The organism is Acidovorax sp. KKS102, assembly GCF_000302535.1.
GTDB lineage: Bacteria > Pseudomonadota > Gammaproteobacteria > Burkholderiales > Burkholderiaceae_C > Acidovorax.
Window position 1 is genome coordinate 1,625,992 of sequence record NC_018708.1, and the last position, 22,358, is coordinate 1,648,349.

The 22,358-nt window shown below is 63.3% G+C and carries 22 protein-coding genes; 8 read left to right on the plus strand and 14 right to left on the minus strand.

Annotated features, from left to right (window positions below):
* Positions 1-161 precede the first annotated feature (161 nt).
* The 10 genes from asd to grpE form a co-directional block, all read right to left on the minus strand.
* On the minus strand, positions 162-1,292 hold the full coding sequence (asd, locus tag C380_RS07370) for an aspartate-semialdehyde dehydrogenase (RefSeq protein ID WP_015013235.1): 1,131 nt from the start codon (positions 1,290-1,292) through the stop codon (positions 162-164).
* 402 nt (positions 1,293-1,694) lie between these two features.
* Entirely contained in the window at positions 1,695-2,768 is a 1,074-nt protein-coding gene (gene leuB / locus C380_RS07375) for a 3-isopropylmalate dehydrogenase (RefSeq protein WP_015013236.1), read from the minus strand.
* A 76-nt stretch (positions 2,769-2,844) separates the two neighbouring features.
* Positions 2,845-3,495, minus strand: coding sequence for a 3-isopropylmalate dehydratase small subunit (gene leuD, locus C380_RS07380; RefSeq protein WP_015013237.1), 651 nt, complete (start codon positions 3,493-3,495; stop codon positions 2,845-2,847).
* An 11-nt stretch (positions 3,496-3,506) separates the two neighbouring features.
* On the minus strand, positions 3,507-3,632 hold the full coding sequence (locus C380_RS07385; RefSeq protein WP_015013238.1) for an entericidin A/B family lipoprotein: 126 nt from the start codon (positions 3,630-3,632) through the stop codon (positions 3,507-3,509).
* 12 nt (positions 3,633-3,644) lie between these two features.
* Positions 3,645-5,066 (minus strand): 3-isopropylmalate dehydratase large subunit, encoded by a 1,422-nt coding sequence (gene leuC / locus C380_RS07390; RefSeq protein ID WP_015013239.1) that lies wholly within the window; start codon positions 5,064-5,066, stop codon positions 3,645-3,647.
* A gap of 28 nt (positions 5,067-5,094) precedes the next feature.
* A complete protein-coding gene (locus tag C380_RS07395) occupies positions 5,095-6,072 on the minus strand; it encodes a LysR family transcriptional regulator (protein ID WP_015013240.1) in 978 nt (325 codons plus the stop codon).
* A 136-nt stretch (positions 6,073-6,208) separates the two neighbouring features.
* Positions 6,209-7,573: an MBL fold metallo-hydrolase gene (locus tag C380_RS07400; RefSeq protein ID WP_015013241.1), complete on the minus strand. Its 1,365-nt coding sequence runs from the start codon at positions 7,571-7,573 to the stop codon at positions 6,209-6,211.
* A 159-nt stretch (positions 7,574-7,732) separates the two neighbouring features.
* A complete protein-coding gene (gene dnaJ / locus C380_RS07405; RefSeq protein WP_015013242.1) occupies positions 7,733-8,875 on the minus strand; it encodes a molecular chaperone DnaJ in 1,143 nt (380 codons plus the stop codon).
* Positions 8,876-8,958: 83 nt separating this feature from the next.
* Positions 8,959-10,908 carry a molecular chaperone DnaK gene (gene dnaK / locus C380_RS07410; protein WP_015013243.1) on the minus strand — a complete coding sequence of 650 codons (1,950 nt, stop codon included), beginning with the start codon at positions 10,906-10,908 and terminating at the stop codon, positions 8,959-8,961.
* A gap of 94 nt (positions 10,909-11,002) precedes the next feature.
* Positions 11,003-11,554: a nucleotide exchange factor GrpE gene (grpE, locus tag C380_RS07415; RefSeq protein ID WP_015013244.1), complete on the minus strand. Its 552-nt coding sequence runs from the start codon at positions 11,552-11,554 to the stop codon at positions 11,003-11,005.
* A gap of 307 nt (positions 11,555-11,861) precedes the next feature.
* Here grpE and rpsF point away from each other — a divergent pair, with 307 nt between their 5' ends.
* From rpsF to dnaB, 5 genes are all read left to right on the plus strand, one after another.
* Positions 11,862-12,239 (plus strand): 30S ribosomal protein S6, encoded by a 378-nt coding sequence (rpsF, locus tag C380_RS07420; RefSeq protein ID WP_015013245.1) that lies wholly within the window; start codon positions 11,862-11,864, stop codon positions 12,237-12,239.
* A gap of 18 nt (positions 12,240-12,257) precedes the next feature.
* Positions 12,258-12,548, plus strand: a complete 291-nt coding sequence (priB, locus tag C380_RS07425; RefSeq protein WP_015013246.1) for a primosomal replication protein N — start codon at positions 12,258-12,260, stop codon at positions 12,546-12,548.
* A gap of 17 nt (positions 12,549-12,565) precedes the next feature.
* Positions 12,566-12,847, plus strand: coding sequence for a 30S ribosomal protein S18 (gene rpsR / locus C380_RS07430; protein ID WP_005795932.1), 282 nt, complete (start codon positions 12,566-12,568; stop codon positions 12,845-12,847).
* Between the two features lie 12 nt (positions 12,848-12,859).
* Positions 12,860-13,312, plus strand: coding sequence for a 50S ribosomal protein L9 (gene rplI / locus C380_RS07435; RefSeq protein ID WP_015013247.1), 453 nt, complete (start codon positions 12,860-12,862; stop codon positions 13,310-13,312).
* A 167-nt stretch (positions 13,313-13,479) separates the two neighbouring features.
* Positions 13,480-14,892 (plus strand): replicative DNA helicase, encoded by a 1,413-nt coding sequence (gene dnaB, locus C380_RS07440; RefSeq protein WP_043565250.1) that lies wholly within the window; start codon positions 13,480-13,482, stop codon positions 14,890-14,892.
* Positions 14,893-15,013: 121 nt separating this feature from the next.
* Here the strand turns inward: dnaB and C380_RS07445 are convergent, their stop codons facing one another.
* The 4 genes from C380_RS07445 to C380_RS07460 all read right to left on the minus strand — a co-directional run bounded on the left by C380_RS07445 (position 15,014) and on the right by C380_RS07460 (position 18,487).
* Positions 15,014-15,403, minus strand: coding sequence for a hypothetical protein (locus tag C380_RS07445; RefSeq protein ID WP_015013249.1), 390 nt, complete (start codon positions 15,401-15,403; stop codon positions 15,014-15,016).
* A gap of 1 nt (position 15,404) precedes the next feature.
* Positions 15,405-17,165: a PhoH family protein gene (locus tag C380_RS07450; RefSeq protein ID WP_015013250.1), complete on the minus strand. Its 1,761-nt coding sequence runs from the start codon at positions 17,163-17,165 to the stop codon at positions 15,405-15,407.
* A gap of 238 nt (positions 17,166-17,403) precedes the next feature.
* Entirely contained in the window at positions 17,404-17,889 is a 486-nt protein-coding gene (locus C380_RS07455; protein WP_015013251.1) for a peroxiredoxin, read from the minus strand.
* A 226-nt stretch (positions 17,890-18,115) separates the two neighbouring features.
* The gene (locus tag C380_RS07460) at positions 18,116-18,487 is read right to left on the minus strand and encodes an Mth938-like domain-containing protein (RefSeq protein WP_043565251.1); all 372 of its coding nucleotides are present in this window, start codon (positions 18,485-18,487) and stop codon (positions 18,116-18,118) included.
* Positions 18,488-18,636: 149 nt separating this feature from the next.
* Here C380_RS07460 and C380_RS07465 point away from each other — a divergent pair, with 149 nt between their 5' ends.
* The 3 genes from C380_RS07465 to C380_RS07475 all read left to right on the plus strand — a co-directional run bounded on the left by C380_RS07465 (position 18,637) and on the right by C380_RS07475 (position 22,357).
* On the plus strand, positions 18,637-19,884 hold the full coding sequence (locus C380_RS07465; protein WP_015013253.1) for a pyridoxal phosphate-dependent aminotransferase: 1,248 nt from the start codon (positions 18,637-18,639) through the stop codon (positions 19,882-19,884).
* Positions 19,885-19,921: 37 nt separating this feature from the next.
* Entirely contained in the window at positions 19,922-20,950 is a 1,029-nt protein-coding gene (locus C380_RS07470; protein ID WP_015013254.1) for a DUF1176 domain-containing protein, read from the plus strand.
* A gap of 72 nt (positions 20,951-21,022) precedes the next feature.
* On the plus strand, positions 21,023-22,357 hold the full coding sequence (locus tag C380_RS07475; protein WP_015013255.1) for a homoserine dehydrogenase: 1,335 nt from the start codon (positions 21,023-21,025) through the stop codon (positions 22,355-22,357).
* Position 22,358: the final 1 nt, after the last annotated feature.

Consider the following 22,358-nt stretch of genomic DNA (forward strand, 5'->3'; position numbering starts at 1 on the left):
ACAAGCTGAGGTGGCTCCGAAGCTTTGAGAGGGGTCCCGGCGCCCCAAATTGGGGCGTGCAGTTGTTGCCAATTGCCAACGCCGCGTAACCGAGTGTGTCGATGGTCCAGGCACAAAAAAGCGCGCGCAATGGGTGTTGCGCGCGCTTTTTGCAGGGGTTATCAGGCGTTGAGCAAGATACGCAGCATGCGGCGCAGAGGCTCGGCAGCGCCCCACAGCAATTGGTCGCCAATGGTGAAGGCGCCCACGTATTCAGGGCCCATGGCCAGCTTGCGGATGCGGCCCACGGGGATGGTCATGGTACCGGTCACGGCCACGGGCGTCAGGTCCTTGATGGTGGCTTCGCGGGTATTGGGCACCACCTTTACCCACTCGTTGTCGGCAGCGATCATGGCTTCGAGGTCGGCCACGGGCACATCCTTCTTGAGCTTGAAGGTCAGCGCCTGGCTGTGGCAACGCATGGCACCCACGCGCACGCAGAAGCCGTCGACCGGGATGGCGGCAGAGCCAAAACCCTCGCCCAGACCCAAAATCTTGTTGGTCTCGGCCATGCCCTTCCATTCTTCCTTGGACTGGCCGTTGCCCAGGTCCTTGTCGATCCAGGGGATCAGCGAGCCGCCCAGGGGCACGCCGAAGTTGGCGGTTTCGGCGCCGGTCAGGGCGCGCTGCTTGGCAATGACCTTGCGATCGATTTCCAGGATGGCGCTCTTGGGGTCGTCGAGCAGGGCCTTCACCTCGGCGTTGAGCGTGCCGTATTGCGTGAGCAGTTCGCGCATGTGCTGCGCGCCGCCGCCGGACGCAGCCTGGTAGGTCTGGGTACTCATCCACTCGACCAGACCCGCCTTGTAAAGTGCGCCCACGCCCATCAGCATGCAGCTCACGGTACAGTTGCCGCCCACCCAGTTCTTGCCACCGTTGGCCAGCGCGTCCTTGATGACGGGCATGTTCACGGGGTCGAGGATGATGACCGCGTCCTTTTCCATGCGCAGGGTGGAGGCGGCGTCGATCCAGTGGCCGTTCCAGCCCGCAGCGCGCAGCTTGGGGAAGACTTCGGTGGTGTAGTCGCCGCCTTGTGCGGTGATGATGATGTCGCAGCGCTTCAGGGCGTCGATGTTGAAGGCGTCTTGCAGGGTGGTTTCGTTCTTGGCCTGCACAGGGGCCTTGCCGCCGGCGTTGGAGGTGGAGAAGAACAATGGCTCAATCAGGTCGAAGTCTTTTTCTTCGACCATGCGGTCCATCAACACTGAGCCGACCATGCCGCGCCAGCCGACCAAACCTACCAACTTGCTCATTTCAACGCCCCTTTCAGATTAAGAAACAGTGCCAGACCAGACTGTTTGCCCCGGCTCGTCTGGCCGGGAGAGGGCGCACGACGGTACCGGAGCTGGATCAGCCCTTAATAATGGTCGTGGTTTTGGTGGTGATTGCGCGCACAGCCACGCCTGCCAGGGCGGCAGTAGCGGTGTTCAGGGCGAACGGGCGGGCGGCAAACATGGGCGTGATTGTAATGGATCGCGGCTTGCACGGAGCTTGCGGCGTTGCGCGAGCGCCATTAACTGCTGTGCAATTCCCCCTCAAAGGGCTGGGTGCATCTGCGAGCCGGTGCCTGCCCATGAAAAAGGCGACCACTGAGGGTCGCCTTGGATGGATGCCGCTTGCCGCTCGCTACGAGCAGCTTGCGTGGCTGTCGCGGTTTACGCTTGCAGTGCCTTCACCACGGCGTCGCCCATCTGTGCTGTGCCGACCTTGGTCGTGCCTTCGCTGTAGATGTCGGGCGTGCGCAGGCCTTGGGCCAGCACTTTTTGCACGGCCGCTTCGATGCGCTGGGCGGCGGCTTCCTGGTTCAGGCTGAAGCGCAGCATCATCGCGGCGGAGAGGATGGTGGCCAGCGGGTTGGCGACGCCCTTGCCGGCGATGTCGGGGGCGCTGCCGTGGCTGGGCTCGTACAGGCCCTGGTTGCTGCTGTTCAGGCTGGCCGAGGGCAGCATGCCGATGGAGCCGGTGAGCATGGAGGCTTCGTCGCTCAAGATGTCACCGAACATGTTGCCGGTCACCACCACGTCAAACGCCTTGGGGGCCTTGACCAGTTGCATGGCCGCGTTGTCCACGTACATGTGCTGCAGTTCCACGTCGGGATACTGCTGGCCCACTTCAGTCATCACGTCTTTCCAGAACTGGAAGGTTTCGAGCACGTTGGCCTTGTCCACGCTGGTGACCTTTTTGTTGCGCTTGCGGGCGGCCTGGAAGGCGACATGGGCGATGCGTTCGATCTCGGGGCGCGAGTAGCGCATGGTGTCAAAGGCTTCCTCTGCACCGGGGAAGTGCCCATCCACTGCCGTGCGGCGGCCACGGGGTTGACCGAAGTAGATGTCGCCCGTCAGCTCGCGGATGATGAGGATGTCCAGGCCTGCGATCAACTCGGGCTTGAGGCTCGAGGCGCCCACCAGTTGCTCGTAGCAAATCGCGGGGCGGAAGTTGGCGAACAGGCCCAGGTTCTTGCGCAGGCCCAGGATGGCTTGCTCGGGGCGCAGGGGGCGGTCGAGCTTGTCGTATTTCCAGTCACCCACGGCGCCGAACAGGATGGCGTCGGCTTCCTTGGCGAGTTGGAGGGTGGATTCGGGCAGCGGGTGGCCGTGGGCCTCGTAGGCGGCACCGCCGACAAGGGCCGATTCCATCTCGAACTTCAGGTCGAGTGCGTTGAGGACCTTGACGGCCTCGGCCACGATTTCGGTACCGATGCCGTCACCCGGCAGAACTGCGATTTTCATTGGTTTTGCTTTGTTTTTGATAGCTGTCAGCGCATATGGATGTAACGCTTGCGGCCAATTGGGCTGAATATTTAGGTTATGACACCATGGTGTGTGCCAGCCAGGGCTTGGTAGCCAGGCGCTGGGCTTCAAAGGCCTTGATCTTGTCCGACTGGCGCAGGGTCAGGCCGATGTCGTCAAAACCGTTGAGCAGGCAGTACTTGCGGAAGGCCTGCACCTCGAACGGGATCTCCTCGCCCTGGGGGCGCACGATGACCTGGCGCTCCAGGTCGATGGTGAGCTGGTAGCCGGGGAAGGCCGCCACTTCGTCGAACAGCTGGGCGACGGTGGCCTCAGGCAGCACGATGGGCAGCAGGCCGTTTTTGAAGCAGTTGTTGAAGAAGATATCGGCAAAGCTGGGCGCGATCACGGCGCGAAAGCCGAACTGGTCCAGCGCCCAGGGCGCGTGTTCGCGGCTGGAGCCGCAGCCAAAGTTCTTGCGCGCGATCAGGATGCTGGCGCCTTTGTAACGTGGCTGGTTCAGCACAAAGTCGGGGTTGGGCTTGCGCTGGCTTTCGGGGATGCCCGGCTCGCCCTTGTCCAGGTAGCGCCATTCGTCAAACAGGTTGGGGCCAAAGCCCGTCTTCTTGATCGACTTGAGGAATTGCTTGGGGATGATGGCGTCGGTATCGACGTTCTCGCGGTCCATGGGAGCCACGAGGCCTTTGTGGAGGGTGAATTTCTGCATGTCAGGGGGCCTTATTTGGCTGCGCGCTCGATGGCCGATCCGGCCTTGCCGATGTCCTGGCCCACACCCTTGACGGTATTGCAACCGGCCAGCAGGAACGTGAGGGTCAAAGCGATGAGGGTAGCGGTGGTTTTCATGGCAAAGCTCCTTCAGGCAAATTGGCGGATGTCTACGAAATGTCCGTGCACGGCAGCCGCAGCGGCCATGGCGGGGCTCACGAGATGGGTGCGGCCCCCAGCGCCCTGGCGGCCTTCAAAGTTGCGGTTGCTGGTGGATGCGCAGCGCTCGCCAGGCTCCAGCCGGTCGGCGTTCATGGCCAGGCACATGCTGCAGCCAGGTTCGCGCCATTCAAAGCCTGCGGCCTTGAAGATCTGGTCCAGGCCTTCGCGCTCGGCCTGCTCCTTGACCAGGCCCGAGCCGGGCACCACCATGGCCAGCTTCACATTGCTAGCCACCTTGCGGCCCAGGTTCTTCACCACGGCGGCGGCTTCGCGCATGTCTTCGATGCGGCTGTTGGTGCAGCTGCCGATGAACACCTTGTCGATGGTGATGTCGTTGATCGGCTTGCCCGGCGTGAGGCCCATGTAGGTCAAGGCGCGCTCGATGGCGCCACGTTTGTTGGCGTCCTTTTCCTTGTCAGGGTCCGGCACGCGGGCGTCCACGCCCAGCACCATCTCGGGGCTGGTGCCCCAGGTAACCTGCGGCACGATCTCCGCCGCGTCCAGCTTGACCACAGTGTCGAACTTCGCGTCGGGGTCGGAATGCAGCGTCTTCCAGTACGCAACAGCCTGGTCCCACTCCACGCCCGTGGGCGACAGGGGACGGCCCTTGACGTATTCAATCGTCTTGTCGTCCACCGCCACCAGGCCGGCGCGGGCACCGGCCTCGATGGCCATGTTGCACACCGTCATGCGGCCTTCCATGCTCATGGCGCGGAAGACAGAGCCTGCAAATTCAATGGTGTAGCCCGTGCCGCCGGCGGTGCCGATCTTGCCGATGATGGCCAGCACTACGTCCTTGGGCGTGACGCCTTTGGCCAACGTGCCATCCACCTGCACCAGCATGTTCTTGGCCTTCTTGGCCAGCAGGGTCTGGGTGGCCATCACGTGCTCGACTTCGGAGGTGCCGATGCCGTGCGCCAGTGCGCCAAACGCGCCGTGTGTGCTGGTGTGGCTGTCGCCGCAGACCACGGTCATGCCGGGCAGGGTGGCGCCGTTTTCGGGGCCGATCACGTGCACGATGCCTTGGCGCTTGTGCATGAATGGGAAGAACGCTGCCGGCGTGATCTGCGCGATGTTGTCGTTCAGCGTGGTGATCTGTTCCTTGCTGATCGGGTCGGTGATGCCGTCGTAGCCGTTTTCCCAGCCGGTGGTGGGCGTGTTGTGGTCGGCGGTGGCCACGATGGAGCTCATGCGCCAGACCTTGCGGCCCGCCTCGCGCAGGCCTTCAAACGCCTGGGGGCTAGTGACTTCGTGCACCAGATGGCGGTCGATGTAGAGGATGGAGGTGCCGTCCTCTTCGGTGTGGACAACATGCTCGTCCCAGATCTTGTCGTACAGGGTGCGTCCCATGGCGTGGCTTTCTTTCTGCTTTCGGGCTTCAGGTGGGGGATTGGATTTTAGTGTCGGGGGCTGTTGGCGCCGAGGGCGGCTCCGGCCGCGGTGCCAGGTGTTCCACCAGCAAACGGGCCGTGATGGGCAGAGCGTCAAAGTCGCGGGCCACCACGCGCAGTTCGCGGTGCGCCCAGGCATCGGTCAGCGGGATGGCTTGCAGGTTGCCCACGCCGCGCATCAGAGCAAACGCCCGGTCGGGCAGCAGGCCCACGCCCAGGCCGTTGTCGATCATGCGGCACATGGCATCGAGCCCGGTGACCTGGATGCGCTGGCGCAGCGGGCGCCCGGCAGCGGCAGCGGCTGCGCGCATGGCCAGGCTGATGCTGCTGTTGGCGTGCAGGCCCACGATGTCCCAGTCCAGAACTTCTTCAAAATTGATAGCATCCAGCGCAGACAAATCATGGGCTCGGGGCACAACCAGCACCAAGTTGTCAGCGCGGTAGGGGCGGGATTGCAGCGCCAGGGCGCCCCCGTTGTTAGCCATGCCGACGTTGCAAATGCCCAGGTCGGCGGCGCCTTCTTGCACCGCGTGCAGCACGTCGCTGGAGAGGTGCTCCTGCAGATCGATCTTGATCTGGCTGTGCTCGCGCGCAAAGGCGCCCAGGTCTTCGGGCAGAAACTGGAAGATGGCGGAGATGTTGGCGTGCATGCGCACATGGCCGCGCACGCCGTCGGCGTATTCGCTCAGTTCGCCTTGCATGCGCTCCAGGCCGAACAGCACGGTACGCGCATGGTGCAGCAGGCTCTCGCCAGCGGGTGTGAGGGTCACGCCCCGGCTGTGGCGGTAGAGCAGCGCGGTGTCCACGGCCGTTTCCAGGTCCGACAGGCGCTTGCTGACGGCCGATGCCGCAATGAACTCGCGCTCGGCCGCGCGGCCGATGCTGCCGAGCTCGCACACCGCCACAAACAATTGCAGCGAGGTCAGGTCAATACGGCGCGCAAAACTGCGCTCGGAGCTTTTCATGGGGTTTTGACTTCTCGGAAAGAGAAGGTTTCCTATTTTCTCCCCATTATTGACGGTTTGTCATCGCGATACACGATGACTGCGATGCCTTTCTGCGCGAGAACTGCTCTTCTGGAGCGCAGAACGACACCGAGGCTCAGGCCGCGCAGGTGCTGCCGTGTTCGGGTACCGAGGCCCGCCAACGCAGTTCGTGCTCAATGCGCTGGCGCAACCGGTCGGCAGCATCCATTTCGCCATGCACCACATACACCTGGTCGGGCGCGTGACCCATGCTGCGCAGCCAGGTGATGAGCTGGTTTCCGTCCGCATGGGCCGATGCAGAAGACAGCTTGACCACTTCGGCCCGAACAGCCACGTCCTGGCCGTGGATGCGGATGTTTTTCTCGCCCTCGGCCAGGCGGGCGCCGCGCGTGCCCGGCGCCTGGTGCCCTGTCAGGATGATCATGTTGCGGTGGTCGCCCGCGTGCAGCGCCAGGTGGTGCAGTACGCGGCCCCCGGTGGCCATGCCGCTGGCCGACAGGATGACCATGGGCCCATGCAGCCGGGCCAGGCCTTTGGACTGTTCCGTCGTCTGGACCATGGTGGCGCCATGTTCCAGTGCCTGCACTTCGCGCCCGCTCAGGCGGTGTTCCTGCATGTGGTGTTGGAATAGCCCCGTGGTGCTCACAGCCATGGGGCTGTCCAGGAACACCTTGAGCGATGCGGGTACTACGCCCTGCGCCTTCAGCAACCCGATGGCGTGCAGCACGACCTGTGCACGGCCCACGGCGAACACAGGCACCACGGCGATGCCCCCGCGCGCAGCCAGCCGCTGCAGGGCGGGGCCCAGTTCGTCGAGCAGACCCTCAGGCGGGTGCTCGCGGTCGCCGTAGGTGGATTCGATGAGCACCGTGTCCGCTTGGGGCGGCGCGTCCGGTGGGTTCATCAGCAAGTCGTCTGGCCGGCCCAGGTCACCGGAGAACAGGATGCGCCTGCCTCCCACCTCCAGCAGCACGCTGGCCGCCCCCAGGATGTGGCCCGCAGGCGAAAAGGTCACGCGCCAGCCGGGCAAGGGCTCGAAGGCTTTGTGGAACGGATGGATCTGGAACTGCTTGAGGCAGTGCAGTGCATCCAGCCGTGTATACAGGGGCAGGGCGGGACTGTGGCTGCTGAGCTGGTGGCGGTTGAGGAAGGCGGCGTCTTCTTCCTGCAGGTGCCCGCTGTCGGGCAGCAGGATGGTGCACAGGTCGCGTGTGCCCGGCGTGCAGTGGATGGCGTGGGTGTAGCCGTCGCGCGCCAGCAGGGGCAGGTAGCCGCTGTGGTCCAGGTGGGCGTGGGTCAGCACCACGGCGTCGATCTGGTGCGGCGTGACGGGCAGGGGCTGCCAGTTGCGCAGGCGCAGCTGCTTGTAGCCCTGGAACAGACCGCAATCGACCAGCAGGCTTTTGCCGTTGTAGCGCACCAGGTATTTGGAGCCGGTGACAGTGCCGGAGCCGCCCAGGAAGGTGATGTTGACGTTCATGTGTCCAGGCTCCTGGCTGATCATCGATGGTGCCCATCCTACTGATCGGATCGCGCCCGTGGACATTGCCACGGAGTTTCTTGCCTTGCATCAAGAAAAAACCGCCTGCAGCCTCGGGGCTGCAGGCGGTTTGGGGCGAGGAAACCCGTGCGTGAGGGATCAGCTGAAGAAGTTCTTCAAGCGGTCCGTCCAGCTCTCGCCACTGGGCGAATGGCGCGCGCCGCCCTTCTTGAGGGAGTCCTCCAGCTCGCGCAGCAGTTTGCGCTGGTGCTCGGTGAGCTTCACGGGCGTCTCGACCGCGATGTGGCAGTACAGGTCGCCGGGGTAGCTGGCGCGTACGCCCTTGATACCTTTGCCGCGCAGGCGAAACTGCTTGCCGGCCTGGGTGCCTTCAGGGATGTCAATCGCGGCCTTGCCTGCGAGCGTGGGCACCTCGATCTCGCCACCTAAAGCGGCCGTGATGAAGCTCACGGGCACCTGGCAGTGCAGGTCGTCACCGTCGCGCTCGAAGATGTCGTGTTTCTTCAAGCGGATCTCGATGTACAGGTCGCCCGGTGGGCCGCCGTTGGTGCCCGGTTCGCCGTTGCCCGTGCTGCGGATGCGCATGCCGTCGTCGATGCCGGCGGGGATCTTCACTTCCAGCGTCTTTTGCTTCTTGAGCTTGCCCTGGCCGTGGCAGGTGGTGCAGGGCTCAGGAATGATCTTGCCCGTGCCGCGGCAGTGGGGGCAGGTCTGCTGCACGCTGAAGAAGCCCTGGCGCATCTGCACCGTGCCTGCGCCCTGGCAGGTGCCGCAGGTCTTCGCGCTGGTGCCGGGTTTGGCGCCGCTGCCATGGCAGGTGTCGCAGGTGTCCCACGAGGGGATGCGGATCTGTGCATCCTTGCCGCGCGCGGCTTCTTCCAGCGTGATCTCCATGGCGTAGCTGAGGTCGGAGCCTCGGTACACCTGGCGTCCGCCGGCGCCCCGGCCACGGCCTTGCTGGCCGAACATGTCGCCGAAGATGTCGCCAAACGCCTCGGCAAAACCGCCAAACCCTTCGGCCCCTGCACCGCCGGGGCCGCGCATGTTGGGGTCCACACCGGCGTGGCCGTACTGGTCGTAGGCGGCCCGCTTTTGCGGGTCGGAGAGCATCTCGTAGGCCTCTTTGGCTTCTTTGAATTTCTCTTCGGCAGGCTTGGCGGCATCACCCTGGTTGCGGTCAGGGTGATGCTTCATCGCCAGCTTGCGATAGGCCTTCTTGATTTCTTCGTCCGAGGCGTTTTTCGGAACGCCCAGGATTTCGTAAAAGTCTCGTTTGGACATAGTGATTCAGAACCCAGTTGGAACAGGAACGCCGCGCAGCCCCTCAGAGCAATGCGCGGCGGCTCGGGTCAACGGGGGCTCGTTCAGCCCTTCTTGACTTCCTTCACCTCGGCATCGACGACGTTATCGTCATCGGCGGGCTTGTTGGCCGCACCAGCCGATGCGCCTGCGGCGTCTGCACCACCGGCCGCCTGGGCGCCTTGCGCTGCCTGCGATTCGGCGTACATCTTCTCGCCCAGCTTCTGGCTGGCGGCCATCAGCGCGGTCGTCTTTTCGTCGATAGCAGCCTTGTCTTCACCCTTCAGGGCTTCTTCCAGGGCCTTCACAGCGGCGATGATGGCGTCCTTTTCGCCGGCTTCGAGTTTGTCGCCATGCTCGGCGAGGCTCTTGTTCACGCTGTGTACGGCCGCTTCACCCTGGTTACGGGCCTGCACCAGCTCCAGCTTCTTCTTGTCGTCGGCGGCGTTCAGTTCAGCGTCCTTCACCATCTTCTGGATTTCTTCTTCCGACAGGCCCGAGTTGGCCTTGATGGTGATCTTGTTTTCCTTGCCGGTGCCCTTGTCCTTGGCGCCCACGTGCAAGATGCCGTTGGCGTCGATGTCGAACGACACTTCGATCTGTGGAACACCACGGGCTGCTGGTGGAATGCCTTCCAGGTTGAACTCGCCCAGCAGCTTGTTGCCCGAAGCCATTTCGCGCTCACCCTGGTAGACCTTAATGGTCACGGCAGGCTGGTTGTCGTCGGCCGTCGAGAAAGTCTGTGCGAACTTCGTCGGGATGGTCGTGTTCTTCGTGATCATCTTGGTCATCACGCCGCCCAGAGTTTCGATGCCCAGCGACAGGGGGGTCACGTCCAGCAGCAGCACGTCCTTGCGGTCGCCCGACAGCACTTGGCCTTGAATGGCGGCGCCCACGGCCACGGCTTCGTCAGGGTTCACGTCCTTGCGGGGGTCCTTGCCGAAGAACTCCTTGACCTTCTCCTGCACCTTGGGCATGCGGGTCATGCCGCCAACCAGGATCACGTCATGGATGTCGGACACGGACACGCCAGCGTCCTTGATGGCCATGCGGCACGGGGCGATGGTGCGCTCGATCAGCTCTTCCACCAGGGCTTCCAGCTTGGCGCGGGTCAGCTTGATGTTCAGGTGCTTGGGGCCCGAAGCGTCTGCCGTGATGTAAGGCAGGTTGATGTCGGTAGAGGCCGAGTTGGACAGCTCGATCTTGGCCTTTTCAGCGGCTTCCTTCAGGCGTTGCAAGGCCAGGACGTCCTTGGACAGGTCCACGCCTTGCTCTTTCTTGAACTCGCTGATGATGTAGTCAATGATGCGCTGGTCGAAGTCTTCGCCGCCCAGGAAGGTGTCGCCGTTGGTCGACAGCACTTCGAACTGCTTTTCGCCGTCCACGTCGGCGATTTCGATGATGGACACGTCGAACGTGCCGCCACCCAGGTCATACACGGCGATCTTGCGGTCGCCCTTTTCCTGCTTGTCCAGGCCGAAGGCCAGGGCCGCAGCCGTGGGTTCATTGATGATGCGCTTGACGTCCAGGCCTGCGATGCGGCCAGCGTCCTTGGTGGCTTGGCGCTGTGCGTCGTTGAAGTACGCGGGCACGGTGATCACGGCCTCGGTCACGGGCTCGCCCAGGTAGTCCTCGGCGGTCTTCTTCATCTTGCGCAGAATGTCGGCCGACACTTGCTGGGCCGACAGTTTCTTGCCGCGCACTTCCACCCAGGCGTCACCGTTGTCGGCGGCCACGATGGAGTAGGGCATCAGGTCGATGTCCTTTTGCACTTCCTTTTCGGTGAACTTGCGGCCGATCAGGCGCTTGATCGCGAATAGCGTGTTCTTGGGGTTGGTCACGGCCTGGCGCTTGGCGGATGCGCCGACGAGGATCTCGCCGTCTTCCTGGTAAGCCACGATGGACGGCGTGGTGCGCGCACCTTCGCTGTTTTCGATCACGCGGGTGGTGTTGCCCTCCATGATGGAGACGCAGCTGTTGGTGGTGCCCAGGTCAATGCCGATGATTTTTCCCATGATTTTTCTCCGAATGCTTGAATGGTTTGGATGGCTAGTAACTTGTGGATAACTTGGTGGGGTTCAAGTCTTCCGGGGCGATTTTTTGCGGCTTTTATTTGGGGGCCGCCACGGTGACCAGGGCGGGGCGCAGCACGCGCTCTGCGATCACATAGCCCTTTTGCAGCACGGCGACCACCGTGTTGGCTTCTTGTTCTGCGGGCACCACGCTGATGGCCTGGTGCTGGTGGGGGTCGAACTTGGCGCCTGCAGCGGGGTTGATGGCCACCACCTTGTTGCGCTCGAGGGCCGAGGTCAGCTGGCGCAGCGTAGCGTCGGCGCCCTCGCGCAGCTGCTGGGGGGTGGCTTCCTTGATGGCCAGGGCGGCATCCAGGCTGTCGGCCACGGGCAGCAGGCTCTCGGCAAAACTCTCGATGCCGAATTTGCGGGCCTTGGACACTTCCTCTTCAGCGCGGCGGCGGGCATTCTCTGCCTCGGCCTTGGCACGCAGGAACTGGTCGGCCAGATCGGCGCTCTTGGCCTTCAGCTCGGCCAGCTCGCCCTGCAGGCGAGCCAGCTCATCGGAGGCGTGGGCAGCCATGGCGGCTTCGACTTCTTCGGGGGCAGGGGCGCTCTGGGCGGGGTTGGTTTGGCTGTGGTCTGACATGTCAGTAAGTGAAGAGGTAAAAAAGCGGTACGCGCGGCATCTGGGGGCTCGCCGGGCAATATCAAGGTCTGCGCCAGGGATTTGTCGTTGTGACGGCCCGGACTGGCGCAAGTGGTTGTAGGGCATGTCGGCCCAACCGCCGTTTTTGCAAGGGCCGGATCTCCCAGGGCTGAACAAATGGGACGTGGGCGATGCGGTGGCGGAGGTGCTGAGTGTACAAGCGCGAGCGGCCGGGTTATAATCGTAGGCTTTCCCTTGCCACACCACTTCTAGACGCGGTGGGTGGTCTCACCCAAAAGGAGTCTGCATGCGTCATTACGAAATCATTTTGTTGATCCATCCGGATCAAAGCGAACAAGTGCCAGCCATGCTGGAGCGCTACAAGGGCATGATCACCGCTGGCGGTGGCAAGGTGCACCGCGTGGAAGACTGGGGCCGCCGTCAACTGGCGTACCTGATCAACAAGCTGGCCAAGGCCCACTACCTGTGCGTAAACATCGAAGCCGACCAGGCTGTGATGGCTGAACTGGAGCACGCCTTCAAGTTCAACGACGCCGTGCTGCGCCACCTGACCGTGCAAAAGAAGAAGGCTGAAACCGGTCCTTCCTCCATGATGAAGACCGTGGAGCGCGAAGAAGCCCGCAAGGCCAGCCAAGCTGAATACGCAGCGGCTGGCGAGCGCTGATTCTCTTCTCTCTTTGGAGTGGAGAACCGCGTCGTCTTGACCGCCTGTATCGCAGAGGCTGAACCCCTGCGATACACGCCCGCCGGATTGCCTGCCATCTCGCTGCGCCTCGAACACGAGTCCCAGCAAACCGAGGCAGGTCGCCCCCGCGAAGTCAAGGCTGCCATGAAGGCCACCGCGTTTGGAGCGATGGCCGAGCGACTGGCAAGGCAGAACATCGGAAGTCTCTGGACTTTCTCTGGGTTTCTGGCCACGCCGCGCAACGGCAAGACTGCAGTGCTGCACATCCAGGATATTCAACAAAATTAATTTTCAAGGGGTCCGCAATGGCCACGTTCAAGAAGTTCAACAAAGACAAGCGCCCAAAGCGCAACACACAGTCCCTGCTGTTCAAGCGCAAGCGCTTCTGCCGCTTCACGGTGACCGGTGTTGAAGAAATCGACTACAAGGATGTCGACACGCTGCGTGATTTCATCGCCGAAAACGGCAAGATCATCCCCGCACGCCTGACCGGCACGCGCGCCATCTTCCAGCGTCAGCTGAACACTGCCATCAAGCGCGCCCGCTTCCTGGCCCTGGTGCCTTACAGCGACCAGCACAAGATCTAAGGAGCACAACCCATGCAAATCATTCTGCTCGACAAGGTTGTGAACCTCGGCAACCTCGGTGAAATCGTCAAGGTCAAAGACGGCTACGCCCGTAACTTTCTGATCCCCGCTGGTCGCGCCCGCCGCGCCACCGAAGCCGCCAAGGCAGAGTTCGAAGCCAAGCGCGCTGAACTCGAAAAGGCCGCTGCTGCCAAGCTGGCAGAAGCCCAAGCCCAAGGCGAAAAGCTGGCCGGTACCACCGTCAAGCTGACCCAAAAGGCTGGCGTGGATGGCCGTCTGTTTGGTTCCGTGACCAACCACGACATCGCCGAAGAGCTGAACAAGCAAGGCTACAAGGTTGCCAAGTCGCAAATCCGCCTGCCCAACGGCCCGATCAAGGTCGTGAGCGATAGCGCTGTGAGCGTGGCTCTGCACACCGACGTGGTGGTGGAAGTCAACGTGTCGGTCTACGGCGAAACCGCCTGATCGTCCGTTCGGACTTTTCGACAAAGCCGCCCTCGGGCGGCTTTTGTCTTTGTGTGACCGTGGTTTGTACACGGTTGCCCACGGGTTACCCCCGCCTTATCCACAGACTTGTGCCATGACGACGCGCCGTGCGGGCGATAGCATGCCGGGTTGACTCCGAGGATTCCATGTCTGCCGTTTTCCCACCCCTTGATGATGGATTCACGCCCGTGCCGGACCGTGAGATTGCCCAGTTGCGTGTGCCACCGCACTCCATCGAGGCGGAGTCCAGCGTGCTGGGGGGGCTGCTGCTGGACAACAACGCCTGGGACCGCGTGGGTGACTTGCTGGTGGAGAGCCATTTCTACCGCCATGAACACCAGATGATCTACACCGCCATCGGCGCGCTGATCAATGCCAGCAAGCCAGCCGATGTGATCACGGTGTTCGAGCACCTGCAGAACCAGGGCAAGGCACAGGAGATGGGGGGGCTCGCCTACCTCAACAACCTGGCGCAATACGTGCCCAGCGCCAGCAACATCCGGCGCTATGCCGAGATCGTTCGCGAGCGTGCCATCCTGCGCAAGCTGGTCACGGCCAGCGATGAAATCTCCACCAATGCCTTCAACCCGCAAGGCAAGACCGTGGAGCGCATTCTGGACGAGGCCGAGGCCAAGATCTTTGCCATTGGCGAAGAGGGATCGCGGACCAAACAGGGCTTCCAGTCGCTCGACACGCTGGTGATCGACCTGCTCGACAAGGTGCAGGAGATGGCCGACAACCCGGTGGACGTGACCGGCATTCCCACCGGCTTTGCCGACCTGGACCGCATGACCTCGGGGCTGCAGGCGGGGGACATGATCGTGCTGGCGGCGCGCCCCTCCATGGGCAAGACCTCGTTTGCGGTGAACATTGCCGAGCACGTCGCGCTGAACGAAGGCCTTCCCGTCGCCATTTTCTCCATGGAAATGGGCGCCGCCCAGCTCGCGGTGCGTATCGTGGGCTCCATCGGCCGCGTGAACCAGGGGCATTTGCGTACCGGCCAGCTCACCGACGACGAGTGGCCGCGCCTGACTGAGGCCATCGAGAAGCTGCGTACGGTGTCGCTGCACATCGATGAAACCCCCGGGCTCACGCCCAGCGAGCTGCGCGCCAATGCACGGCGCCTGGCGCGCCAGTGCGGCAAGCTGGGCTTGATCGTCGTGGACTATTTGCAGCTCATGAGCGGCTCGGGCGCAGGCAGTGCCGACAACCGGGCGACCGAGCTGGGCGAAATCTCCCGGGGCCTCAAGATGCTGGCCAAGGAGCTGCAGTGCCCGGTGATTGCGCTGTCGCAGCTCAACCGTTCGGTGGAGCAGCGCACCGACAAGCGCCCGATGATGTCCGACCTGCGCGAATCCGGCGCCATCGAGCAGGACGCGGACATCATCATGTTCATCTACCGCGACGACTACTACAACAAGGACTCCAAGGAGCCCAACGTGGCCGAGGTCATCATCGGCAAACAGCGTAACGGCCCTACTGGTACGGTAAAGCTGTTCTTCCAGAAGAACCAGACGCGCTTTGAGAACCTGGCGATGGGTTCGGGCGATGATTTCTAGCAAAAATAGCTGCTAGCGCACGATTCATATGCGCTGGAAGCTATTGAATTTATAGCGAATGAGGGCGGGAGCTATGCAGTCCCGCGTCTGTGGCGCCAGTCGCGCAGCATACACATTGGCACTATTGCTGCAGCATCCACACCAGCAACCCCGTGCATGCCACGGCCAGGATGCCTGCGGCTACTGTGAGCCGTTGCTGGCGCTGCCGTAGCACTTCTACCGCTCGCACCACCTGGGCATGCTGTTCGGCCAGCGACTGGATCAGCACAGCCGACTCTTGCTGCTCCCGCTCCAACTGCGCCACCCGGTCGCGCAGATGCTGGAGCTGCAAGGCGACTGGCATGGCGGGTTCGCCACCAGTGCGGCCTTCCAGTGCGTCCGCTGCAGCGTCGGCATTCCCTTTCTGTGTGGTGCCCAGCAGCTTTTTAGCGGCCTGCAGGATCTGGGGCGTCGCCTCGATGACGTCGCCCCAGGGCACCAGCTTCAGTGCTGCAACCCAGCCTGCCGCCAACTCAGAGCACCTCGCTAGCGAAGTCCGCCAGGCGTGAGCGTTCGCCCCGCGCCAGCGTGATGTGGCCGCTGTGTGGCCAGCCCTTGAAGCGGTCTACCGCGTACGTCAACCCGGACGAGCCTTCGGTCAGATACGGCGTATCGATCTGCGCCAGGTTGCCCATGCAGATGATCTTGGTGCCAGGGCCTGCGCGGGTGATCAGCGTCTTCATTTGCTTGGGCGTCAGGTTCTGCGCCTCATCGATGATCACGTACTTGTTCAGGAAGGTGCGTCCGCGCATGAAGTTCATGCTCTTGATCTTGATGCGGCTGCGGATCAGCTCGTTGGTGGCCGCACGGCCCCACTCGCCGGCGTTGCCGCCGTCGCCCTTGGCCAGGAACTCCAGGTTGTCGTCCAGCGCGCCCATCCAGGGGCCCATCTTCTCTTCTTCGGTGCCGGGCAGGAAGCCGATGTCCTCGCCCACGCTCACCGTGGCGCGGGTCATGATGATCTCGGTGTAGCGGCGGTCGTCCAGCACCTGGGTGAGGCCTGCGGCCAGGGCCAGCAGGGTCTTGCCGGTGCCAGCGGTACCGGTCAGCGTCACGAAGTCGATCTCGGGGTCCATGAGCAGGTTCATGGCGTAGTTCTGCTCGCGGTTGCGGGTGGTTACGCCCCACACCGCGTTTTTGGCAGAGCCATAGTCCTTGAGCGTCTGCAGCACGGCTGTCTTTTCGCGGATTTCGCTCACACGCGCGAACAGGCTGGGTTCGCCGGGCGCCTCGAAGTACACGAACTGATTGATCATCAGCTGCGGCACGATGGGCCCGCCAATGCGGTAGTAGGTGTGGGCGCCGCTCTGCCAGCTTTCCACGTTCTTGCCGCTCTTGGTCCAGAAGTCTGGTGGCAGGGCCAGCACGCCGGCGTACAGCAGGTCGCCGTCTTCCAGCGTCTTGTCGTTCTGGTAGTCCTCGGCGTTCAGGCCCAGGGCGCGCGCCTTGACGCGCATGTTGATGTCCTTGGATACCAGCACGACCTCGCGCGGGGCATGCAGTTTGCGCAGCGCTTCCACCACGCCCAGGATCTGGTTGTCGGCCTTGCCAGGGGGCAGGCTGGTGGGCAGGCTGTAGTCCAGCGGTACGGTCTGGAAGAACAGGTGGCCACCTGCGGCGCGCTGGCCAGTGGAGTCGAGCTTGAGACCCTTGGCCATGTCTGCGCCCTGGGCGGCCGCCAGCGCGTCGAGCGTGCGGCTGGCCTGGCGCCCGTTGCGGGCGACTTCGGTCATGCCCTTCTTGTGGCCATCCAGTTCTTCCAGCACGATCATCGGCAGGAAGATGTCGTGCTCTTCAAAGCGGAACAGGCTGGTTGGGTCGTGCAGCAGCACATTCGTGTCCAGCACGAAGAGCTTGGTCGGGCCTTGTGATGCAGATTTGCGGGCTCGGGTGGTGGTTGCGGTGGCTGGTGCGGTGCTGGGGGTAACGGCCGCCGCAGCGCTGGTGCTTCGTGCCTTGCGGGTCCCGGTGCTGCGAGCCACGGGAGCGGTGACCGGTTCGGGTGTGCGGGCGCGGGTCTCGACCTGGACCAGCGGTGCGGCTTCGGGCGCTGCCAGCGCAGAGGCCACACTGTCTGCCTTGCGGCCGGCGCGGGCTGGGGTTGCCGCAGTGCGCTGGGGCGCGGCCACCGGTTCGTTGGCGGAGGTGGTCGCTACGCGAGGGCGGGCCGTGACTTCAAAGGCTTCTGGCGCGAGGAGTGCAGCGCGCCGGCTGGGGGCGGGGGGCAGGGGCATGGTGGCAGGGCCTCGGTCGGTAAAGGAGTAACGGATGGGTCAGAAAGCAAAAAGCCGCCTGGAGGCCAAGGCGGCTTTTTGGGTGAGGGCTAGCGGTGCAGTAACCAGGGGCATTGATCCATTATGCCCACTCCATGTGTCTTGCCGAGGCAAATCGGGCGGTGTGTCGCGTGGATGCTCCAATGACCCCCGATGGAATGCAATAGCGCAATCGAACCCTGTGCAATCCGTGCTGGGCTCAGGCGGCCTTCTTCAGGGCCTTGAGGGATTTGACGGTCTTGAGGACTTCGTCCACATGGCCAGGCACCTTGAGGCCGCGCCATTCCTGCACCAGCAGGCCGTCAGGGCCAATCAGGAAGGTGCTGCGCTCAATGCCCTTGACCTTCTTGCCGTACATAATCTTGTTCTTGACCACGCCGAACATGTGGCACATCTTCTCTTCGGTGTCAGCGATCAGCTCGAAGGGCAGTTCCAGCTTTTCCTTGAAGTCGTCGTGCGACTTCATGTTGTCGCGCGAGACGCCGAACACAGCGGCGCCGGCCTTCACGAAATCCTTGTACTTGTCGCGAAACTGCATGGCCTCCGTGGTGCAGCCCGGCGTGTTGTCCTTGGGATAGAAGTAGAGAACCAGAATTTGGCCAAGGTGGGAGGTGTTGGAGACCTTGATACCACCGGTTGCGTTGGCTTCAAATTCGGGGAGGGGTTTGTTGACAACGATCGCCATATCACTTCAATCTCTCAGGATGTAGTCGTTGGTAAGCCGGGGGAGTGGGTGTGTTATTGCTCTTGGTGGTGCCCCCGACCGCAACCCGTAATTTTACCCTGAAATCGGTTCCCGGCCAAATGTAAGACAGTGTGTCCGGCGCGGGTCGGTGGGTACTTCGGCATGCCTGTGCATAGGTTGTCAGCTCGCCCGCTGCAAGCCCTTAGGCCGGTAGCCCGCCTTGCGCTCAGACTTCGAGGATCAGCGCTGCGACCACGTTGCGCCCTTCGCTCGCCAGGATGTTGTAGGTGCGGCAGGCTGCCTGGGTGTCCATGGTCTCCAGCCCTAGTCGCCGCGTGATCAGGGGGGCCAGCCAGGCGGGCGGTGGAAAGCGGTTGCGCAGGCCGCTGCCAAATATGACTAGTTCTGTCTCTAGTCCGGCCAGCTGGGCGAAATGCTCCGGGGTCAGGTCCTCAAAGCGGGCGCAGGGCCAGGGCTGGCGCAGGCCCCCAGAGCCGATGACGACGCTGTGGGTGATCTTGTCGGCGTCGATGCCGATCCAGCCGGGGCCGTAGCCGCTGATGGTCTGTGCGTTGGAGCGGTCGGGCTGGAATTTCATGTCGTGAATGGGTGAGCCTGGGGGGCTCCGGGGCATGGCAGCAGCGCCTTCCGCCGGGGGATGGCAACGGTTCTGTGGTCAAATTATAGGTTTCGCCTGAGGGCGCCGGCCCCGGCGGCCTCCTGACCCCACCGCACTACTGTCAGCGCATGAAAACCGTCCAAAAATCCGCCAAGCTTGCCAATGTTTGCTACGACATCCGGGGCCCGATCATGGACGCGGCCAAGCAGATGGAGGAAGACGGACACAAGATCATCAAGCTCAACATTGGCAATCTGGCCGTGTTTGGCTTTGATGCCCCCGAAGAAATCCAGCAGGACATGATCCGCAACCTGCCCAATTCAGCGGGTTATTCGGACAGCAAGGGCATCTTCGCAGCCCGCAAGGCCGTGATGCATGAAACCCAGAAGCAGGGCATCAAGGGCGTTGCGCTGGACGACATCTACCTGGGCAATGGCGCCAGCGAACTGATCGTGATGGCCACCAATGCGTTGCTGGATACGGGCGACGAATTGCTGCTGCCGTCGCCGGATTACCCGCTGTGGACAGCTGCGGCGAGCCTGTCGGGCGGCACCCCGGTGCACTACCTGTGTGACGAAGCCAATGGATGGATGCCTGACTTGGACGACATCCGCTCCAAGATCACGCCGCGCACCAAAGGCATCGTGGTCATCAACCCCAACAACCCCACAGGGGCGCTGTACTCGGTCGAGTTGCTCAAGGGCATCGTGGCCATCGCCCGCGAACATGGCCTGGTGATCTTTGCGGACGAGGTGTATGACAAGGTGCTGTACGACGGCGCCAAGCACACGGCCATTGGCTCGCTGAGCGAGGATGTGCTCACACTCACCTTCAACTCGCTGTCCAAGAGCTACCGGTCCTGCGGTTACCGCGCTGGCTGGCTGGTGGTGTCGGGCGACAAGAAGCCTGCCAAGGACTACATCGAGGGCCTGAACATGCTCTCAAACATGCGCCTTTGCGCCAACGTGCCCGGCCAGTGGGCTGTGCAGACGGCGCTGGGGGGTTACCAGAGCATCAACGAACTGGTGTGCGAAGGCGGCCGTCTGCGCAAACAGCGTGACCTGGCGTATGAGCTGATCACGGCCATTCCCGGTGTGACCTGTGTGAAGCCGCAGGCCGCGCTCTACATGTTCCCGCGCCTGGATCCGGCCGTGTATCCCATCGAGGACGACCAACAGTTTTTCCTGGAGCTGCTGCAGGAAACCAAGGTCATGCTGGTGCAGGGCACGGGGTTCAACTGGCCCGCGCCCGACCATTTTCGCATCGTGTTTCTGCCGCATGAAGACGACTTGCGCGATGCCATTGGCCGTGTGGCGCGCTTCCTGGAGCAATACCGAAAGCGCAAGCAGACCACTGCGGCAGCCGTCGCGGCCTGATCCGTCGCGTTGCCCGGACAACAAGGCGATACGCTCCATGCGCAGCCCCTCCGCTCTTGACCTCGCCCGGCATGTTGCCGCCTGCGTGCTGGTGGCGACGGGCTTGCTCGGCACCGTACACGCTGCCGACAAGGGCAAGGAGCCTGTGAGCTTCCAGCACAAGGACTGGGCCTTGCAGTGCGACAACACCCGCACTTGCAGGGCCGTGGGGTACCAGTCGGAGGGTGGCGAATCAGAGCCGGTCTCCATGCGCATGACCCGCGAGGCAGGGCCTGATACTCCGGTGCTGGTGGACCTGCAGGTGTCCACCGAGAAAGCCTCTCCAGCGTCGCTGCACCTCAAGGTGGGTGCACTCTCGTTGCCGGGGCTCAAGGGCGACACCCCCAGCGTGCCTGCGGCCCAGGTGCCCCGCCTGCTGCAGGAGTTGCTCAAGAATGAAGAGGCCACGGTGGCCGCTGGCAAGGACCGTTGGGTACTGTCGCTGGCGGGTGTCACCGCAGTTCTGCTCAAGATGGACGAGGCCCAGGGCCGGGTGGGCACACCGGGCGCCCTGGTGCGCAAAGGCACGAAGCCAGAGGCTGCCGTGCTGCCCCCTTTGCCTGCTCCCGTGATCAAGGCGGTGACCCCGCTGCCTGCGCGCAAGGGCGATGCCGCGCTGGCCAAGCCGCTGGTGGCTGCGCTGGACCGCGCCAGTACTGAGGGCCAGTGCAATGGCGACGATGCGTTCAACCCCGCCAACGTGCAGGTTTACCGGCTCACGGATCGCAAGGTGCTGCTGTCCGTGCCCTGCGGCATGGGTGCCTACAACTTCAGCAGCTTGCTGTGGGTGGCCAACGACCGCCCGCCCTACAAGCCAGAGCCCTTGCAGGACGTGGACGGCGATTTCGATCCCGCCTCGGGCATGGTGCATTCGGCGATGAAGGGCCGTGGCATTGGCGACTGCTGGTGGGTGCGTGAGTGGCAGTTCGACGGCCAGGGTTTTGTGCTGCGCAGCGAGTCTGGCGATGGCATGTGCCGTGGTTTTGCGGGCGGCGCCTGGCAGCTGCCGACCTATGTCACCCGTTGACGGATCTGCTGCTCGACACCTCGCCCCATACATCCTTCCCGAATCATTGTTTTTCTTTCTCTTCCCATTGCTATGAAACCCATCCAAGTAGGCCTTCTGGGCATCGGCACCGTCGGCAGCGGCGTGTTCAACGTGCTCGCACGCAACCAGGACGAAATCAGCCGCCGTGCTGGCCGTGGCATCGAGATCACCATGGTGGCCGATCTGGACGTGGCGCGCGCCAAGGCCGTGGTGGGTGACAGCATCCAGGTCGTCAACGACGCCCGCGCCATCATCGCCAACCCCGACATCGACATCGTGATCGAACTGATCGGCGGCTACGGCATCGCCCGCGCCCTGGTGCTCGAAGCCATCGCGGCGGGCAAGCATGTGGTCACTGCCAACAAGGCGCTGCTGGCCGTGCACGGCACCGAGATTTTTGCGGCCGCATCGGCCAAGGGCGTGATGGTCGCCTTCGAGGCCGCTGTGGCTGGTGGCATCCCCATCATCAAGGCGCTGCGCGAAGGCCTCACGGCCAACCGCATCCAGTGGATCGCTGGCATCATCAACGGCACTACCAACTTCATCCTGTCCGAGATGCGCAGCAAGGGCCTGGACTTTGATGTGGTGCTCAAGGAAGCCCAGCGCCTGGGCTACGCCGAGGCCGACCCGACCTTCGACATCGAAGGCGTGGACGCCGCGCACAAGGCCACCATCATGTCGGCCATCGCCTTCGGCATCCCCGTGCAGTTCGACAAGGCCTATGTGGAAGGCATCACCAAGCTCTCCGCCGCCGATATCAAGTACGCCGAGCAGCTGGGTTACCGCATCAAGCTGCTGGGCATCACCAAGCGCGCCGAAAAGGGCATCGAGCTGCGCGTGCACCCGAGCCTCGTGCCCTCCAAGCGCCTGATCGCCAACGTGGAAGGCGCGATGAACGCCGTGGTGGTACAGGGCGATGCCGTGGGCACCACGCTGTACTACGGCAAGGGCGCGGGCTCCGAGCCCACAGCCAGCGCCGTGATTGCCGACCTGGTGGACATTGCCCGCCTGCACACGGCCGACCCAGAACACCGCGTGCCCCACTTGGCCTTCCAGGCCAACACGCTGCAAGGTGCCATGGACCAGCTGCCCGTGCTGCCGATGAGCGAAGTGGTCACCAGCTACTACCTGCGTCTGCGTGTGGCCGATCAGGCCGGCGTGCTCGCCAAGGTCACGGGCCTGCTGGCCGAAGCGGGTGTGAGCATTGACGCCGTGCTGCAGCGCGAGGCGGACGAAGTGGGCGGCGAGGGCTCTACCCAGACCGACCTGATCATCCTGACCCATGACACCCGCGAAGGCACGATGGATGCTGTCATTGCACAAATGCAGGCCCTGCCTACCGTGCTGGCGCCCATCACGCGCATTCGCAAGGAAGAGCTCAACTGAT

Coding starts and splice junctions, on each gene's coding strand:
- C380_RS07385 (WP_015013238.1), bottom strand. CDS start 3,632: ATGAAAACCACCGCTACCCTCATCGCTTTGACCCTCACGTTCCTGCTG.
- C380_RS07470 (WP_015013254.1), top strand. CDS start 19,922: ATGCGCAGCCCCTCCGCTCTTGACCTCGCCCGGCATGTTGCCGCCTGC.
- C380_RS07465 (WP_015013253.1), top strand. CDS start 18,637: ATGAAAACCGTCCAAAAATCCGCCAAGCTTGCCAATGTTTGCTACGAC.
- leuC (WP_015013239.1), bottom strand. CDS start 5,066: ATGGGACGCACCCTGTACGACAAGATCTGGGACGAGCATGTTGTCCAC.
- C380_RS07395 (WP_015013240.1), bottom strand. CDS start 6,072: ATGAAAAGCTCCGAGCGCAGTTTTGCGCGCCGTATTGACCTGACCTCG.
- dnaB (WP_043565250.1), top strand. CDS start 13,480: ATGTCTGCCGTTTTCCCACCCCTTGATGATGGATTCACGCCCGTGCCG.
- leuD (WP_015013237.1), bottom strand. CDS start 3,495: ATGCAGAAATTCACCCTCCACAAAGGCCTCGTGGCTCCCATGGACCGC.
- C380_RS07400 (WP_015013241.1), bottom strand. CDS start 7,573: ATGAACGTCAACATCACCTTCCTGGGCGGCTCCGGCACTGTCACCGGC.
- grpE (WP_015013244.1), bottom strand. CDS start 11,554: ATGTCAGACCACAGCCAAACCAACCCCGCCCAGAGCGCCCCTGCCCCC.
- C380_RS07460 (WP_043565251.1), bottom strand. CDS start 18,487: ATGAAATTCCAGCCCGACCGCTCCAACGCACAGACCATCAGCGGCTAC.
- C380_RS07455 (WP_015013251.1), bottom strand. CDS start 17,889: ATGGCGATCGTTGTCAACAAACCCCTCCCCGAATTTGAAGCCAACGCA.
- dnaK (WP_015013243.1), bottom strand. CDS start 10,908: ATGGGAAAAATCATCGGCATTGACCTGGGCACCACCAACAGCTGCGTC.
- C380_RS07475 (WP_015013255.1), top strand. CDS start 21,023: ATGAAACCCATCCAAGTAGGCCTTCTGGGCATCGGCACCGTCGGCAGC.
- C380_RS07450 (WP_015013250.1), bottom strand. CDS start 17,165: ATGCCCCTGCCCCCCGCCCCCAGCCGGCGCGCTGCACTCCTCGCGCCA.
- rpsF (WP_015013245.1), top strand. CDS start 11,862: ATGCGTCATTACGAAATCATTTTGTTGATCCATCCGGATCAAAGCGAA.
- dnaJ (WP_015013242.1), bottom strand. CDS start 8,875: ATGTCCAAACGAGACTTTTACGAAATCCTGGGCGTTCCGAAAAACGCC.
- leuB (WP_015013236.1), bottom strand. CDS start 2,768: ATGAAAATCGCAGTTCTGCCGGGTGACGGCATCGGTACCGAAATCGTG.
- rplI (WP_015013247.1), top strand. CDS start 12,860: ATGCAAATCATTCTGCTCGACAAGGTTGTGAACCTCGGCAACCTCGGT.
- asd (WP_015013235.1), bottom strand. CDS start 1,292: ATGAGCAAGTTGGTAGGTTTGGTCGGCTGGCGCGGCATGGTCGGCTCA.
- rpsR (WP_005795932.1), top strand. CDS start 12,566: ATGGCCACGTTCAAGAAGTTCAACAAAGACAAGCGCCCAAAGCGCAAC.